The organism is Crystallibacter degradans (assembly GCF_012952295.1).
Taxonomy (GTDB): domain Bacteria; phylum Actinomycetota; class Actinomycetes; order Actinomycetales; family Micrococcaceae; genus Crystallibacter; species Crystallibacter degradans.
Window position 1 is genome coordinate 103,370 of the sequence record NZ_JABBCH010000006.1, and the last position, 16,045, is coordinate 119,414.

Annotated in this window: 15 protein-coding genes; 6 read left to right on the forward strand and 9 right to left on the reverse strand. The window is 62.2% G+C overall.

The genetic code is table 11. From position 1 onward, the window contains the following. Positions 1 to 2: 2 nt before the first annotated feature. From HGO92_RS11865 to HGO92_RS11880, 4 genes are all read right to left on the reverse strand, one after another. On the reverse strand, positions 3 to 908 hold the full coding sequence (locus HGO92_RS11865) for a formate/nitrite transporter family protein (protein ID WP_169995020.1): 906 nt from the start codon (positions 906 to 908) through the stop codon (positions 3 to 5). Between the two features lie 126 nt (positions 909 to 1,034). Beyond that, entirely contained in the window at positions 1,035 to 1,832 is a 798-nt protein-coding gene (locus HGO92_RS11870) for a class I SAM-dependent methyltransferase (RefSeq protein ID WP_169995021.1), read from the reverse strand. 9 nt (positions 1,833 to 1,841) lie between these two features. Next, entirely contained in the window at positions 1,842 to 3,377 is a 1,536-nt protein-coding gene (locus HGO92_RS11875; protein ID WP_169995023.1) for a putative bifunctional diguanylate cyclase/phosphodiesterase, read from the reverse strand. Positions 3,378 to 3,460: 83 nt separating this feature from the next. After that, complete coding sequence (locus HGO92_RS11880; RefSeq protein ID WP_169995025.1) at positions 3,461 to 5,116, reverse strand: ATP-binding protein; 1,656 nt, start codon at positions 5,114 to 5,116, stop codon at positions 3,461 to 3,463. 167 nt (positions 5,117 to 5,283) lie between these two features. Between HGO92_RS11880 and deoC the strand changes: the two genes are divergently transcribed. The 3 genes from deoC (at position 5,284) to nhaA (ending at position 7,892) form a co-directional block, all read left to right on the forward strand. Continuing rightward, positions 5,284 to 5,955 (forward strand): deoxyribose-phosphate aldolase, encoded by a 672-nt coding sequence (gene deoC / locus HGO92_RS11885; protein ID WP_169995027.1) that lies wholly within the window; start codon positions 5,284 to 5,286, stop codon positions 5,953 to 5,955. Positions 5,956 to 6,011: 56 nt separating this feature from the next. Then, positions 6,012 to 6,251 carry a hypothetical protein gene (locus tag HGO92_RS11890; RefSeq protein ID WP_074698728.1) on the forward strand — a complete coding sequence of 80 codons (240 nt, stop codon included), beginning with the start codon at positions 6,012 to 6,014 and terminating at the stop codon, positions 6,249 to 6,251. Positions 6,252 to 6,545: 294 nt separating this feature from the next. Then, complete coding sequence (gene nhaA, locus HGO92_RS11895; RefSeq protein WP_169995029.1) at positions 6,546 to 7,892, forward strand: Na+/H+ antiporter NhaA; 1,347 nt, start codon at positions 6,546 to 6,548, stop codon at positions 7,890 to 7,892. A gap of 500 nt (positions 7,893 to 8,392) precedes the next feature. On the opposite strand, the gene HGO92_RS11900 is transcribed toward nhaA, so the two are convergent. From HGO92_RS11900 to HGO92_RS11910, 3 genes are all read right to left on the reverse strand, one after another. After that, positions 8,393 to 8,953 carry a signal peptidase I gene (locus HGO92_RS11900; RefSeq protein ID WP_169995031.1) on the reverse strand — a complete coding sequence of 187 codons (561 nt, stop codon included), beginning with the start codon at positions 8,951 to 8,953 and terminating at the stop codon, positions 8,393 to 8,395. Positions 8,954 to 8,963: 10 nt separating this feature from the next. Then, positions 8,964 to 9,539: a hypothetical protein gene (locus tag HGO92_RS11905; protein ID WP_169995033.1), complete on the reverse strand. Its 576-nt coding sequence runs from the start codon at positions 9,537 to 9,539 to the stop codon at positions 8,964 to 8,966. Between the two features lie 69 nt (positions 9,540 to 9,608). Beyond that, entirely contained in the window at positions 9,609 to 10,136 is a 528-nt protein-coding gene (locus HGO92_RS11910; RefSeq protein WP_169995035.1) for an alternate-type signal peptide domain-containing protein, read from the reverse strand. A 264-nt stretch (positions 10,137 to 10,400) separates the two neighbouring features. On the opposite strand from HGO92_RS11910, the gene HGO92_RS11915 reads away from it, so the two are divergent. Beyond that, the gene (locus tag HGO92_RS11915; protein WP_169995037.1) at positions 10,401 to 10,793 is read left to right on the forward strand and encodes an Hpt domain-containing protein; all 393 of its coding nucleotides are present in this window, start codon (positions 10,401 to 10,403) and stop codon (positions 10,791 to 10,793) included. Positions 10,794 to 10,854: 61 nt separating this feature from the next. Here HGO92_RS11915 and HGO92_RS11920 read toward each other — a convergent pair whose 3' ends face one another. Next, entirely contained in the window at positions 10,855 to 11,685 is an 831-nt protein-coding gene (locus HGO92_RS11920; protein WP_169995040.1) for a response regulator transcription factor, read from the reverse strand. Between the two features lie 214 nt (positions 11,686 to 11,899). Between HGO92_RS11920 and HGO92_RS11925 the strand changes: the two genes are divergently transcribed. Together HGO92_RS11925 and HGO92_RS11930 are read left to right on the forward strand one after the other, a co-directional pair. Continuing rightward, complete coding sequence (locus HGO92_RS11925) at positions 11,900 to 13,618, forward strand: sensor histidine kinase (protein WP_169995042.1); 1,719 nt, start codon at positions 11,900 to 11,902, stop codon at positions 13,616 to 13,618. Positions 13,619 to 13,668: 50 nt separating this feature from the next. Then, positions 13,669 to 14,307 (forward strand): VanZ family protein, encoded by a 639-nt coding sequence (locus HGO92_RS11930; RefSeq protein ID WP_169995044.1) that lies wholly within the window; start codon positions 13,669 to 13,671, stop codon positions 14,305 to 14,307. A gap of 24 nt (positions 14,308 to 14,331) precedes the next feature. Here HGO92_RS11930 and HGO92_RS11935 read toward each other — a convergent pair whose 3' ends face one another. Continuing rightward, positions 14,332 to 15,858: a M28 family peptidase gene (locus tag HGO92_RS11935; RefSeq protein WP_240974582.1), complete on the reverse strand. Its 1,527-nt coding sequence runs from the start codon at positions 15,856 to 15,858 to the stop codon at positions 14,332 to 14,334. Positions 15,859 to 16,045 lie beyond the last annotated feature (187 nt).

Genomic DNA, 16,045 nt, shown 5'->3' on the forward strand with positions numbered 1-16,045 from the left:
CGTCAGTGTTTGGCCGGCTCGCCCTGGGCGGATGCCATTGTTTCCAGTTCTTCCTCCAGTTCGCTCAGTTGCTCCGCCAGCCCGTTCCCCCGCTCCTCTTGCAGCTCCAGCGGCGGCACCACAGCGGGGGTTTGCAGGTGTGCGAGGTAGAGCGCGAACCCGGTCAGCAGCATGCCGCCGACGAAATTGCCGAGCAGCACCGGTCCCTGGTTCCACAGCCACCAGTCCCCCACACCCACGTCGGCGCCCAGCATCATGCCCGCGGGGATCGCGAACATGTTCACTACCGCGTGCTCAAAGCCTTGGGCGAAGAAGCACGTGATCGGCAGCCACATCGCCAGGATTTTGCCGCCGGTGGAGGTGGAGGTCATCGCCAGGACCACCCCGAGCGTGACCATCCAGTTGCACAGGACGGCCTTGATGAACACGAGCGTAAACCCCGCGCTGCCCAGTTCTGCGTACGCCAGCGTTTTGGCCTCCGCGAGGTTGACCAGCGTGGCGATCATCGGATCGGCGTCGGAGGTTCCCATCCGGGTGATCACCGCGACATAGGCCGCCGCGTATCCCAGGCAACCGACCAGGTGCCCAAGGATGACGACGGCGAAGTTGCGCAGCATGTCCGAAACCGTGGCTTGCCTCCGGTACACCGCCAGCGGGATGAGGGCGAACGCGCCGGTTACCAGCTCCAGGCCGAGAATGACGATGATCACAAAGCCGAGCGGGAAGATGAACGCACCGACAATTCCGGTGGTCTGGCCGGCCGCAGCCAGGGCCAGCGTGGTGGCGCAGGCCAGGATCGCCCCGCCGAGAACCCCGCGCATCAGCAACTGCAGATTGCCTGCTTCGGCCTTGGCCTTGCCCGCCGCGACGGCTGCCTCGACTGCCTGTTCCGGTTTGACGTAGGACATGTTTCCTCCGTTGCTCGTTGATGTAAAGCAACGCTACGGAGACGGTGTCCCGGACGGATTGCGCGTTGATGTCCGCTCTGTAAATTGAGCCCCACTCGCATCAGCGGCGGCAGTGAGGTCCAGGGTTCAGTTGGTCTGCAGGACGGCGAAGTAGCCTGGAATCTGCTCCGTCACCGAGTCCTGTTTCATCGCCACCGCTTCGATGACCGCTGGCCCGTCAGCCAGCAGCTGCCACTCCGAGGATGGAAAGACCTCGGACAGTTCCGGCTGGCCGAAGTGCCCGGGCATGGGCAACCCCTCGATGGCCCGCCGCAGCGGATGTGGAATGCCGCGGCGGGTGGCTCCAAGGTGGCCCACGTACTGGAACCGGTTGCCCTGGAAGTTGGTTTCGGCGAGGAACACGCGGCCCTGCTCCCCCACCAGAGTGTGCAGGTTCGCCGCCAGCCGTGCCTGTTCCTCCGGCTTGAGCACATGCAGCACACCGCGGAGGAACACGTTGGCGGAGCCGCCAAGCCGCTCGCGCAGCAGGTCCCCGGCGCCGTCGGCCACCGCGTCCATCGCCGCGAACTCCACATCGCGGATATCTTCCGCTTCGGCCTCGGCCTGGGCACGGCGGACGGCGCTGGCGGAAACGTCGACGCCCAGCACCTGCGGGAACAGGGAGGCCAGCCACCGCGTGAAGGTGCCGTTGCCGCAGCCCACGTCGACCACCGGCAACGCCGGATCAAAGTGCTCCTTGATGGGCGCCAGATAGCTCAAACGCTCGGACTCGGCGGCGGCGTCCCACAGGACCTCGCCGTCTTTGCCGGTGCGGGTGATGCCCGCCCAATAGTTTTCCCACGCATGGTGCGGATTTTTGGGTACGCGGGAAGCCAGACGGGCAAGTTTGGGGAGCAGCAGAACCGAGTCCCAGATATTTGGCATGAAGTTACCTTACGCAGACGGCAGCGGTGAATTGAGTAAAGCCACGGTTTCTTCCGCCGGGACGGGCCTGCCGAAGTAATAGCCCTGGCCGAAGCGGCAGCCCAGCCGGCGCAACTGGGCAACCTGCTCCGCCGTCTCGATGCCCTCGACAATGGCCTGCAGCCCGGCCGACGCGATCAGTTGCAGGACGGCCGCCACGAAGGTCTGCTGACCGGCGTCGTTGTCCATCCCCTCGATCAGGGACTGGTCCACTTTCACCGTGTCGGCGGGCAGCGAGCGCAGGTAGCTGATGGAGGAATAACCCGTGCCGAAGTCGTCGATCTGCAGCCCGACGCCCAGTCCACGGATTTTTCCCAGCACATGCGCCTCTTCGGTTTCCCTGGTCATCAGGACGGTCTCGGTGATCTCGAAAACCAGCCGCCCCGGGTCGATGCCATGCCGCTCCAGCGACCCTGCAATGTCCTCCAGCAGGTCGTTCCGCATCAGCTCGGCTGCCGAAAGATTCAGGTGGAGCTTGAGCTGCGAAGGCAAGGGTACGACGTCGTTCCAAGACTTAAGCTGCTGCAGCGCCTCCTGCAGGACCCACCTGCCCAGATCTACAATGAGCCCGGTTTCCTCGGCCACCGGGATAAAGCTCTCCGGCATGATCATGCCGCGGGTCGGATGCACCCAGCGGACCAGCGCCTCGATGCCGATGATCCTGCCGGTCGCCAGCTCCACTACGGGCTGGTAGTACAGCAGCAGTTCACCGTTCTCAATGGCGTTGCGCAACTCGGCGGCTGTGCGCGAGCGCTGCTGCGTGGCATGGAGCATGGACGGGTGGAAGACCTGGACGTTGTTCCGGCCGCGCGATTTGGCCTCATACATGGCAACGTCGGCATCGCGGAGCAGGGACGCGGCCGATGTCCCCTCGGCGCCGATGCTCACCCCGATGCTGGCCATCGCCCAAACGTTCACTGTGCCCACAGTGATGCTGCTTTGCAGCGCCCGCAGCGCGCGGTCCGCAATCGCTTCGACATCCTGCTTGGTGGCCTCCGGAATGAGAATGGCGAACTCGTCCCCGCCCAACCGGGCCACCGTGTCCGTGTCCCGGACGGCCGAGCACAGCCGGCGGCCCACCTCCACCAGGACTTCGTCCCCGGCACTGTGGCCGAGGCTGTCATTGATCGGCTTGAACGAATCCAGGTCCAGCATCAGCACGGCAGGCGCTCGTTTCCCGCCCTCGGCCGCAGCCAGCGCCTCCCGGGTCCGGTCACGCAGTGTCGAGCGGTTGGCCAGCCCGGTGAGCGCATCCGTCATCGCCATCCGCTGCAGCTTGGACTGCGCCTCGATCAGCGCCGCGGTACGCTCCTCGACGCGCTGTTCGAGGTCCGAGTAGATGAAGTGGAGCTCCTCGGCCAGCAGGTTGACGCCGGTGATGACGGCGTCGATATCATCCCGTTCCTCGGAAGGCTGGATCCTGGCGCTGAGATCGCCCGCGGCCAGCTTGACGACACCCTCGACCAACTGCTGCAGCCGCGGGTCCTCAACGGGTGCGGAGTCCATGGGTTCCCCTTCGACGTGGCAACGTACGTCACCAGTTTATGTGAAACCTTTACCTTCAGTCGCTACCTCAGACGGTTGCGCTTTCAGCGACGCGCAGGCAGCTGGACGGAGACCGTGGTCCCTTCATGCAGCCGGGACGAAATGTGCAGTTCCCCGCCGTGCTGGTGCACCAGGTCCTGCACGATGGACAGGCCGAGCCCCGTGCCCTGGATGGCTGCGGCGGTGGCATTTGACGCACGGAAAAAGCGGCCGTACAGCTTGGGCACCTCGTCGGGCGGGATGCCGATACCGGTGTCCCGTACCCTGACGCAGGCCCGCGGGATCCCGGCGTCGCTCACGCTGCTGCTGATGTCGACGATGACCCTGCCGCCGGCGGGCGTGAACTTCACCGCATTCGAGATGATGTTCACGAACACCTGCTCCAGCTGTTCGTGGTCCGCGTCCACCTGGACGTCCGAAGCCGGCTCCCGAAGGCTCAAGTCAATCCGGCCGGCCGCTGCCGCAGGCGCCAGCGTGCTGAGGACGGACTGCAGTAAAGCGGAGAGCCTGACCGGCCGGATGGACTGCTGGATGTTTCCGGCGTCGCTTCTGGAGAGCGTGAGCACATCCTCAACGAGGCCGTTCAGACGGTGGGCATTACGATCCACAATCTCGAGCATTCTGGCTGTTTCGTGCGGAAGTTCGCCCACGCCGTCGTCCATGATCATGTCCAGGTAGCCGATGATCGAACTCAGCGGGGTGCGCAGTTCGTGGTTGACCGTGGCGACGAATTCGCTCTTGGCCTGGTCCAGTTCGCGCACCCGGTTCAGCACCTGCCGCTGGGCGGTGATGAGCTGGCCCTGCACCAGGCCGTGGGCGAGGTTACCGGCGACGTGCTGGATCAGCGACAGCTCGATCGGCGCCCATTCGCGGGCGGTGGCTATTCCGGCGAGCCAGAGCAGCCCGAAGGCTTTACCGCCGTGGCCAAGCGGCACCACTACGGAGGTCTTGAGCCCGTCTTTGCCGGCCGCTGTGTTCAAGGATTCTAAATCGGGCAACTCCGCGCCGTCGTGGTCCGGCACGGCCAGGACCGTCTCCTCCTCCCACAGCATTGCTGCCAGCCGCTCGGCCTCCTCCGTGGGCAGGGCGGGTGCGGAGGCACTGATGCCGTCGCTGTCCCAGCCCATTTCCAGCGTCGGGACGCGTTCGTCGCCGAAAGTTCGGATCCAGCTGCGGTCGGCCCCGAAAGTCTCACTCAGACCGGCGATCACCTGTTCGGCCATGAACTGCGGGTCGTTTGATGAACGGATTGCCGCCGAAATCGCCCGGGTGCGCTGGCGCAACTGCGCGGTAGACTCGCGCCGGCGCTGCTGCTGCTTGGTCCGCCGCAGCAAGGTGCGGATCCGCAGGACCAGTTCCTGTTCCGGCGCAGGTCCCATCAGGAAATCGGCGACGTCCAGAGCCGCTATTTCCTCCGCGGACATGCCCTCGCCGGCCAGCAGGATGACCGGCAGGTGTCCGCCGGTTCCTTCGGCGGATTCGGCTGACAGCCCGGCCAGCACGTCGGCTCCGTTTCCATCCGGACCCACGGCAACGACGGCGACATCCGGTGCCGCTCGCGCAACCCCGGCGGTGTCCGCCACCGAGATGCCCGCTGCACGCAGCGCCGCCGGGATGCCCGCCAGCGCGTCGGAACATCCCGCGACCAGCGCCACAGGGCCAGGCTCGCCGCCGGCCGGTGAGTCCGCGGTAGGTGTCATCCCAATATCTCACCACGTGTTCGCCTCTGGAACCTACCGGCACGCCCGTTTCCGGCCTGCCGGAGCACCGGTTCACCGCCATCGCGGGCGACTCGCCGGGACCCATGCGGGGGCAGTGCTTCTATGCAAAGATGGGAGCTCCAGAACAAGCCGTCGAAAGAGTGACTATGTCCGGGATTGCCTCCTACATTGACCACACGCTGCTCAAGCCGGACGCTTCCCGCGAAGACATCCTTGCCGTGTGCAAGGAGGCCGTGGAGCACAAGTTCGCCTCGGTCTGCACCAACCCGCTCTGGACTGCTCTGGTGCACAGCACGCTCAAGGGTTCCGGTGTAAAGACCTGCTCCGTCGTCGGATTTCCGTTCGGAGCCACTCCCACCGATGTGAAGGTCTACGAGGCCCGCGGTGCCAATCTGGACGGCGCGGACGAAATCGACATGGTGATCAACATCGCCGCAGCCCGCGCCAATGACCGCAACTCGCTGTACACGGACGTCGCCGCCGTCGCCGATGCCGTACACGCCGGCGGGGCAGCCCTGAAGGTCATTCTGGAAACACATTTCCTCACCGACGAACAGAAGACCCTGGTCTGCGAGGTCGCGGCCGAGGCGGGCGCGGATTTCGTGAAGACCTCCACCGGTTTCAGCGGCGGCGGGGCAACCGTTGAAGACATTGCTCTGATGCGCAAGGCGGTCGGTCCGGAGCTCGGAGTCAAGGCTTCCGGGGGCATCCGTTCACTCGAGGACGCCCGCGCGATGCTCGAAGCCGGTGCCACGAGAATTGGAGCGAGCTCATCAGTGGCTATTGTTAACGGTGAGCAAGCTACTTCCGCATACTAATCCGCTCAATTTTGGGCACTTCTTTTAGCACGGCATCAACGAGGAGAATCAGTTCCATGGCAACCCCCAAGCAGCGTTCCCATTCCGGCGAAGGCCACCTGGTCAGCAACATCATCACCTTCGTCATCATGATGGTTCTCTTCTGCGCCAGCCTGGTCGCCTTTGGCCTGGAGCCCCAGATCGGCGCCATTCCTGCTTTCGGCATCGGGCTGCTGCTCTTTGCCCTCGCATTCTTCATCCCCAAGGAAATCCTTGGGCGCTCGGACTCGCACGAAGAACTCAACACTTCCCGCTAAGTCCAGGCTTCACAGCCCCACACACCTGGGCGCACAGCCTTTGGTTGCAGGAGAACTCCGGTGCTCGGCTCTGGCCGAAAACCCGGTGGCACCTACAGCTAGGCTGTGCGCTCAGCTCGTTAAGGCAAGTCAATTTGCCCCGCAGCTTGCCATTCGTCCCGGTCGTTTGCAGTGTCCTGCTGAGTTAGTAACAGATGACGCACCTCACGTGCTGGGATGTAAACTGGCTCACGGTGTGACGGGAAGTCTGGTCGTCGTGTACGTCCGTGATGTCAAGAATCGTCTGGAGAACCAGTGACTAACCCCGCCCCCGGAAACGGCAAGAAGACCATTCTTAGCCGCGGCAGCTATCCGGAATACGTCCGGCTCAGCGATCTGATGCGCAAGGAAACCGTCGGCGGCATCATGCTGCTGATTGCCGCGGTGGCAGCCTTGATCTGGGCCAATTCCCCCGCCGCGGACAGCTACTTCGACATCCGCGACTTCAAGATCGGCTACGAGCCCTGGCATCTGGACCTGAGCATCGGGAAATGGGCTTCCGACGGTCTGCTGGCGATCTTCTTCTTCCTCACCGGACTTGAGCTCAAACGGGAATTCGTCGCAGGCGACCTGCGCTCCCCCAGCCGAGCAATCGTGCCTATCGCCGCGGCCTTCGGCGGCGTGGCAGTTCCGGCCCTCATCTATGTGATCGTCAACCTCGCAGCCGGCCCCGAGGCGCTGCGTGGCTGGGCCATTCCCACGGCTACGGACATCGCCTTCGCCGTCGCTGTACTCGCCGTCATCAGTTCGCACCTGCCCAGCGCGCTGCGCATCTTTATCCTCACCCTGGCTGTGGTGGATGACCTCATTGCCATCGCCATCATCGCCTTCTTCTACACCGAAGAAGTCCACGTCCCGTTCCTGCTCCTGATGTTTGTCCCGCTGGCGCTGTTCGCGTTCCTGACGCAGAAGTACGCAAAGTTCTTCGCTAAGAACCACATCGCGGCGTGGCTCATCCTGCTCCCGCTGGGCATCATCACGTGGGCCTTGATGCACTCCTCCGGTGTGCACGCCACCGTGGCCGGCGTGCTGCTGGGCTTCATGGTGCCGGTGCTGCGCAGCAAAAAGGACGGCGGCCCGGATGCTGGCCCGGGCCTGGCCGAGCAGCTGGAGCACCGCTTCCGCCCGCTCTCCACGGGCTTCGCCGTTCCCGTGTTTGCATTCTTCTCCGCCGGCGTCGCATTGGGCGGCTGGGATGGATTCGGTGCCTCCCTCACGGATACCGTTGCCCTGGGCATCATCCTCGGCTTGTTTGTCGGCAAGCCGATCGGCATCATGCTGACCACCTGGACCCTGACCAAACTCAGCAAGGCCAATCTGGACCCGACCCTGAAGTGGATCGACGTTTTCGGCATCGCGATTCTCGCTGGCGTTGGCTTCACGGTATCGCTGCTAGTCAACGACCTTAGTTTCGCCCTCGGCTCCGAGCATCACGACCACGCGAAGGTGGCGGTGCTGACCGGATCCTTGGTTTCCGCGCTGGCCGCCACCGTCATCCTGCGTGCCCGCAACCGCCACTACCGCAAGGTCGAGGAAATCGAGACGGCGGACACCGACCAGGACGGCATCCCCGACGTGTTTGAGGGCGAGGGCCGCAGCTAGATCCCAACTGAGTTGGCTGACAAGCTCCTACGCGCATGCTCCGGTTCCTCCGGATTGAGTCAGGTTGAAGACGAACATTTCCTCCCCGGCAGATCCACCTGTCACGCGAACCCTCCAGCCGCTCTTCAAGTCAAGATCCGACTGTGTTAGCTGCAGTGTCATCAGACCAGTTCCGGAATCTATCGGTACAAAATCGAAGGGCTTCTGCTGACCAGGTGGTGCATGCCCCTCGCCGTTCATCCAGACGGCCTCAAGGACGTACTCAATTCCCGGAACTTGTGCCCACTGAATCGTGAACGTCGTTCCGTCAGTGGAGACCGTACAAGTTGGAGACCAACTTTCGGTCACAATCTCGATGCCTACCGTCGCTAACTGGGACCACCTTGCGACGGCGCATGTTCCGCCAAGACCCATGAGGACAACCAGGCAGAACACGACAGCGGCGCCTTTAAAGCCCGGCATCCGTCGAAGGCGATAAGGCAATGGCCCGCCCTGAGCGCTCAAGATGCTTTCTTCTTTCGGCGGGAGTCCCGGGTACCGCGAGCAATACTGTACATTCCATAAGCGATTAGCCCTACAGCCAGCCATTTGACCAGGCCGTCACGATTACCGCTTTCCATCCAGTTGGATACCCACCCCACGTACGGAACGGCGTATAGAAGTTTTCCTCTGACCTGAACTTCCTGGACTGGAACTTCATCCTCGACAGAGTTACTGTCGCCCTTCGTGATGAGAGTCCGATCGCCTTCCTGATTTGCCCCGACGGACACGATTCGGTGTGTGATGACTTCTGGTTTCCCGGAGTCTAGCTGATAGGTAATGACGTCGCCGAGTCTCAGGGAACCGAAGTCGGCTGGCTTCACGATCATCAATGTGCCCGGTGGATACTTCGGAGCCATCGAATTCGTCAGTACGGTATACGGCTGTGAGCCCGTAGCTGCGGGGATGACGATCAGAGTCCCGGCCGCAAGCAGGGCCAGACAGAGCGCCACGAAGCCTATGGCCTTGCCGAGGAAGTGCTTTATTTGATGTGGCTTCGCCTCAACATAGGTGGCTGTCATGATGTTCCGTTCAGAGCTGGTTCACAATAATGGGGACGTCGACGCGAGCCGAACCGCCACCTGGCGCGTCCCCGGTCATGAGGATCTGAAAACAAAAAACAGCTGAGCTGTTCTTGCTGATGGTGGCAGTGGCAGAGCCCGAGGACGATATGCCGGCAAAGTCTTCCGCTGAGCAGTTCGTTTTTTCGATCGGCACGGCCTGCATGTTGACTGACAGCAGCCCCGAGAGGCCGGGCGCAACATTGGTAATGCTCACGTCGCCGGTGCTGGCCCGGACCGCGAAATCCGAGCCAGCATTTGTGACGTTAGAGATCCTGACCCCTGCATACGCAGGTTTCCCTGGCGAAGGACTGCCGGTTGGTTTCAAAGACACCAGCGCTGAAGTCCCGGCGCTGTCTGTCATATCAATCGGAACGCCAGTGCTCAGATCAGTCAGGCTCACACGGAAATCCGCTGCTTGGATGGTGCCGGCCCCCACCGGCACCATCTTGTTCCACAGCGCATAGGTCCCCTGGACCGTCAAGAAGCCAAGCACGATGGCGGCAGCGAGGAGAGCACTGGCCTTCATTATGGACTTGGTCCCCATGTTGATGTCCCTTACGCGAGAGAGGTGTTACGGCCCAGTTCCTATGCCGGCCGAGTAACTCGAGCGCTACTACGGTGCTACCTGCCTGAGTTTGTACTGGACCTTGCTGAAGTCGTAAACGGCTTCGACATCGTCTCGGCCTTTACCCAGCTCGTCACCGGTTTTGGGGCTGAACCTAAACGACGCCGACGCCGTAACTTCGCCGGATTTCTTTATTTGTGCTATCCGGTTTCCGTCAGAATCCGACAGTTGTAGATTCCGTACAGAGATGTTTGACGCCTCAAAGTCCGTGACTGTATCCCCAATCACCTCGATCACAGCGTTGATCCGCTGACCAGCTAGTGTCACGTCTAGTGTTTGGGTGTAGGTCAGGACGTCTCCTGGAACCACCTTGTAGCTTTTGACATCGATTTCTGTGCTCGGGTCGTGTGCGGAGGTCCAGACACCGCTCCTCGCTTCAAGATCAAGATTGCCCGCGGTGATCGTCCCCGCGTCGGTGCCCACACTGTCATTCCACACGGCCAAAGTTCCGCCGCCTCCGAGAAGCAGTGCTACTCCCACCCCGGTCGCAATCGCACCCTTTGTCATCTTGTTCATGTTTAGCCCCAACACTCGTTTTATTGCTGACTTAATTCACCTTGCTAGGGCTGGCTCAAGAATCGCTTTTGGGAACATGAAAGAAAACCGGAAGATTTCCTCAAGATTTGGAGGAAGTTTGCACGTCAAGCAATCTTGAGCCGATCTTGAGTCTTTCTTGCCGTGCATCCTGAGTATGGCAAGGCACGATGATCCTCGTAGCGAACTACAGGGTCAGGGAACAAGTGCGGGCGGTCAATTGACTGGCAGAAGGGCGGTAGCGGTATGCCGAAAGTTGCGCCGCTAGTCTCTCTGGAGACGCTGCGTCAGCTGGCGGCTGAGCTTGAGGATGAAGAGAGATGCCGGTCATTCGTCCGGAACTTCATCTGCATTTGGGACGAACGACATGCGCGGCTATGCCAGGCTATCCAGGCTTCTGATGCAAAGGCTGCCATGGACGTGGTCCTGAGCCTGAAGGTATCCAGTGCGATGGCCGGCGCCGGCAGGCTGTCCCAGTTGGCAGCAAACCTGCAAGCGATGCTACTTCGTCTGGGCGAGGACATCAGGACTTCCTGCACGTTGAGCCTATTGGAAGAAATCACTGCGTGTGGTCGCGCCACCATGGCCCAGCTACGGCTGGACTACCTGGAAGCAAAAGCAGAGCGTCAGAGGAACTGAACGGCGTCAGATACTCCGGCGTGGGAGGGCAAAGCCAGACGCCCGGATACAGCGGGGTCGGTTAGCGGAGAGTCTTGGGGGCTAGCCGGTAACCGACTCCGCGAACGGTCTCCAGCCACCGCGGCTCACGCGAGTTATCGCCCAGTTTCCTGCGCAGATTACCGATGTGGACTTCGATAGCGCGCATATCGGCGTCGCTGATGAACGAGCCGGTGTCATAGTCCTCGTAGCGCAGCCGGCGCACAAGGTCCGTCTTCGTGCGCACCACTCGCCCGCTTTCCATCAACGCGTGGAGCAGGTCGAATTCGGTGCGGGTGAGCTCAATCTCCTGGCCGTTGACCTCGGTAGTTCGCGTTTGGTGGTTCAGCAGAAGCCCGTTGTGCAAGTAGGTGCCGGGCGGGTTTCCATTAGTCGCTGGTTCGGCTATCTGAGTCTGGCCATTGCTTTCCGGCTGCTCTGATCCGTTGGCCGGGGCGGCTGGCACCGGTGTCTGCCCCATGGGAGACGCACCAGTGTCGCCCATACGTGGCCGACGGAGCATCGCTGCGACGCGGGCCCGCAGTTCGCGCGGGCGGAAGGGTTTGGTGATGTAGTCATCGGCGCCGGATTCCAGCCCCAGCAAGGTATCAAGCTCTTCGGCGCGTGCGGTGAGCATGATGATGTAGCTATCGCTGAAGAGACGGATCCGTCGGGCTACTTCGAACCCGTCCATATCCGGCAGGCCAAGATCCAGAGTGACGATGGACGGGTCATGTTTCTCCACGGCATGCACGCCTTCTTCACCGCTCGCGGCAGCATGGACCTCGAAGCCAGATTGAATCAGAACAGCCTCGATAAGGTCCCGTATGTCGCGGTCATCCTCGACGATGACTGCTACCCGTGATGCTTCCAAAATCCCCCCGAACTTTTTGCTCGCACACCCATGATGCACCTCGATGCAACAACTGTTCGTATTATACCTTTCACCAAGGACACTTTTTGCGGCGCTGCCGGGCTACCATGGCCGGAACGGGACAGGCCCACCTTTATACTGAATTTCCGGCGGGAAGAACAAACTGTGCCGGGTATCAGGTCTCATCTGCTGCAGGAACAGGAAACCGGGGAACATGTCCGCAGTCGTCAAGAACGCGCTGGCCATGATCGGCGTGCGGAAGCAGTTTCATGAGCTGAACCTGCGGTACCGGGTCTTCCTGAGCCAGATGCCGCTGGTCATTTCCGTGACTTTGGTGGCCCTGGTGGCGGCAATCTTCTTCCCGACCACTCTTGACAACGTCGCTTTCCAGGCGGGGCTCATCATGCTGGCAGTACTGACGGCAGCCAGCTTTCTGGTCCCTTGGGACCGCCTGCCCTACCCCACCTACTGGGTCATCCCGCTGCTGGATTTCGTTGTTGTAGCGGCGCTGAGGACAGGCGGGGCGGAGTCGCTGAGCGGGCTGAGCATGCTGGCGGTTTTCCCGGTGTTCTGGTTGGCATGGTCCGGCATAGCGCCAGTTGCCGCCAGAATCATCAGCTTCTTCGCACCCTTGCTGCTGGTCTGGGTACCCGTTCTGACCTCCGGTGAGCCGGTTACCGCAGCCGGGCTGGCCGATCCATTCCTGATTCCCATCATCATGCTCGCCATTTGCGTTACCGCGTCGATATTCAGCCTGAGCGAGACGGACAAACAGGAAGTCCTCGAAGCCAAAGACCGCGAACTTCAGGCTGTCCTGGATGAAACCCGGGACCGCTCCAGGCTCATGCAGACGATGATGGACACGGTCGGCGTCGGTCTGGTCGCCGTGGACAAGGACGGGCACGACATCCTGATGAACCGGCGCCAGCAGCAGAACCATATGCTGGCAGCTCCCCCGGGAAATACTGATCCCAACGAACGTCAACTGCACGTGTACAAACCGGACCGAACCTCCCCGATTCCGCCGGAGGAGCGGCCGGTCTTGAGGGCCGTGCGCGGGGAGACCTTCTCCGACGAATTGGTCTGGATCGGTGAGGGCAAGCAGCAGCGGGCAATGTCCATCTCCGCCAGGTCCATGCGGGACGACGACGGCACCTTCGCCGGTTCTGTCGTTGCCTTCAGCGATGTCACGGACCTGGTGAACGCCCTGGCTGCCAAAGACGATTTCGTCGCCAGCGTGTCGCACGAGCTGCGCACCCCACTGACCTCCATTATCGGCTACCTCGATCTGTCGCTGGAGGAGACCCAGCTGAAGGATCCGGACGGCTCCTTGGCCGTATCCCTACGCGTAGCGCTGCGCAATGCCGAGCGCTTGCTCCAGCTGGTCTCGGACCTGCTCACTACCGCCTCCGGCCCGGCTAAGATCGAGCAACGCAACGCCGATCTGGCCGAGGTCATCGCGTCCTGCCTGGCTTCGGCAACACCTCGGGCGGAGGAAGCCGGCGTCGTACTGGTCAATGAGAGCCCTAGCGATCTCGAGGCGTTCATTGACCACGACCGAATGTGCCAGGTGATGGACAACCTGCTCTCCAATGCCATCAAGTATTCCCCCGCCGGCGGTCGTGTTACCGTCCGTGCATGGCAGGCAGAGGGCCGGGTCGGCTTCGAAGTCGAGGACCACGGCATGGGCATCGCGGAAGAAGACCTGGGCGGGGTCTTCACCAAGTTCTTCCGCACTCCCACGGTGCGCAGGGCGGCGATCCCCGGAGTTGGACTTGGCTTGGTGATCACCAAGGCGATCGTGGAGGCGCACGGCGGCTCGATCAGCTTCACCAGCAAGCTCGGCAAGGGCACCACGTTCACGGTCCTGCTTCCGGCCGACGGCGGTGACCGGACCCCTTCTACGGAGACGACGTCGGCGGACAGGGTTTGATGCGGCAGGCGTTAGGGACCAAGTTGGGGACGTGGGCAACGAAGTTGGGGATGTTGGGACAGAAGTTCGGGACAAAGCTGGCACCGCTGTCGGCAAAGTTGAAATCCGCCGTGCTGGCGATGCGCCGGTCGCGGCTCTGGGCCAAGCTTGAATCCTGGTTCCGGCGACGGCACGACGCCAAGAACGGCGCCCGGCTGCTGAGGGCACCGGCCGGCGGCCGGCGCGGGCATCTGCCCGGCTTCCTGCTGATCGGTTACCTGCTGACGGTGGCCTTGGTAGTTCTATGGCCAACGCCCGTGGACCGCGACGCGAGCGGCACCATCCTGCAGGTGCTGGCGAAGCTGCATGCCTTCGGCGCGCCGGACTGGATCGATTACAACCTGGTGGAGACCAGCGCCAACATTGTGATGTTTATACCGATCGGTCTGTTGGGCGGCACCCTCCTGCGCGCCGGCTACCGCTGGATCGCCGTGCCCGCTGCCTTCGCCGTCTCGTTCCTGATCGAACTGGTCCAGGACACGTTCCTGCCCGGCCGCTTCGGGACTATGCAGGATGTCCTTGCCAACACCCATGGCTCGGCGCTGGGCCTGGTGATCCTATATGCGTTCCTCGAATACCGGCGCATCGCCAAAGAGGACGCCGCCGCCGAACATCCGAAACAGATGAACGACGGCGGCGCTGACCCCTAGCTGTAGCGCTCGGTTTATTTTCGGCTACTTCTGTGCGGCATTGCCCTTGAACTTCATGTCAGCAGCACCGCTGTTGGAACCTCCCTTGGCCGTGCCATTGACCGCGGAAGTGGTCTCGGCAAAGGTCAGCGTGGCGTGCGCAATGGCATCGGACATCTGTTCCAGGGCGTCCATGCTGATATTGCTAAGATCGTCGCAGACCGTGTGGTAGCAGGGGTCGTAGGCTGCGCCCGCCGTGCCACCGAAATCCTTGGCCTGCTCTTCGCTCTTGATCCCTTCGGCGCCGGTGAACAGGCCACCGGCCGGAATGCCGTTTTCAATGAAGGCAAAGTAGTCGGAGCGCCCGTCAAAGGCCGTCGGCGCTGAGGCCAACCCCTGCGAGGCGAAGTAGTCGTTGAAGACGTGTTCAATATGAGCGGACCCGTTCGGACCGACCTGACCGAAAGCATCGCCGTCGCCGTCGTACACAAAGCGTACGAAGTTAGGCGAGCCCACCATGTCGAAGTTCAGGTTGAGTGCGTGCTGCTTGATCTCCTCCTTGCTCAGCTGGGAGACATAGTGGGTGGAACCGATCAGTCCGCTTTCCTCTGCTCCCCAGAACGCAAAGCGCACGCGGTTGCGCGGCCCGTCTTCGTCCTGCTCAGCCATCTGGATGGCTGTCTCCAGGATGGCAGCGCTGCCGGAGCCGTTGTCGTTGATGCCGGCGCCTTCGGCCACGCTGTCCAAATGGGCGCCGACCACTACGGTGCGGTCCGCGCGCCCGGCGGTGTCCGCCAGGATATTGAAGGTCCTCGACTGCTTGACTTCAGCATCAACCTTGACGCGCACCGTTGTCGCCGGATCCGCGGCCAGGGCCTGACCCACCGCGTAGGTGGCACCGACAGTCGGGATCTTAACGGCCTCGCCCAGCGTGCCGTTGAGGAGGCCGGACCGGTCGTCCCCGTTGCCCTGGTTGAAGATGATGGCTGCCGAAGCACCTGCGGCCGCAGCCAGTTGTGCCTTCACTCCGAAGGTGCAGGTGCCTCGCTGGATGAGCGCGATGTTGCCGGCCGTGAAGCCTTCGAAGTCGGCCGCTTCGCATCCGCTGGTCGAGGCCGCCGGATCGGTGAAGTTCACGTCCACCGCTGTTACTGCGGCCTCGACTTCGTCCGCACCCGAGTACTCCATGGTCGTAAAGTCGGTTCCGTTGATGTAGGTCTTCTCCGTCGGCGAGACCTGTACCAGCTCCGATGGTGTGTGCTCGACGAACTGCTCGTAGTCGAAGTACTGGCGCTCCGGATCATAGCCGGCATCCTTCAGTTCGGACTCGATGTACTCGGCACTTGCCTCGTAGCCTTCCGTTCCGGCTGCGCGGTTCCCGTCGTTGTTCCCGGCCACTTTCTGGAGTTGTTCAAGGTGGTCCATGATGCTCTCAGCAGTGACGGCTTCACGCAGCTTTTCCGTGTCCGTCCCGTTGTCCGCGTTGGCGGGCAGCCCGGCGCCGAGTGCCAAAGCGACGACGGCGGTTATCGCCCCGATGCGCTTATTGCGACGATGATTCATTTGTGTCATTCCCCTGATTTCGGTTGAATGTCGCCCGGCATGGCCCCCAACACCGGTCGTGTTGCTGACGTTAGTCGAGGGAATCCCGGGCTGGAAGAGCGCACAACCAGTTCGCCCTGCGAGGAGGGAGAATCGCCATCAGGGGTTGACAAAACGTTGTGCCGGACTCGGAAACTGAGTCCGAACTCGAGCCGCG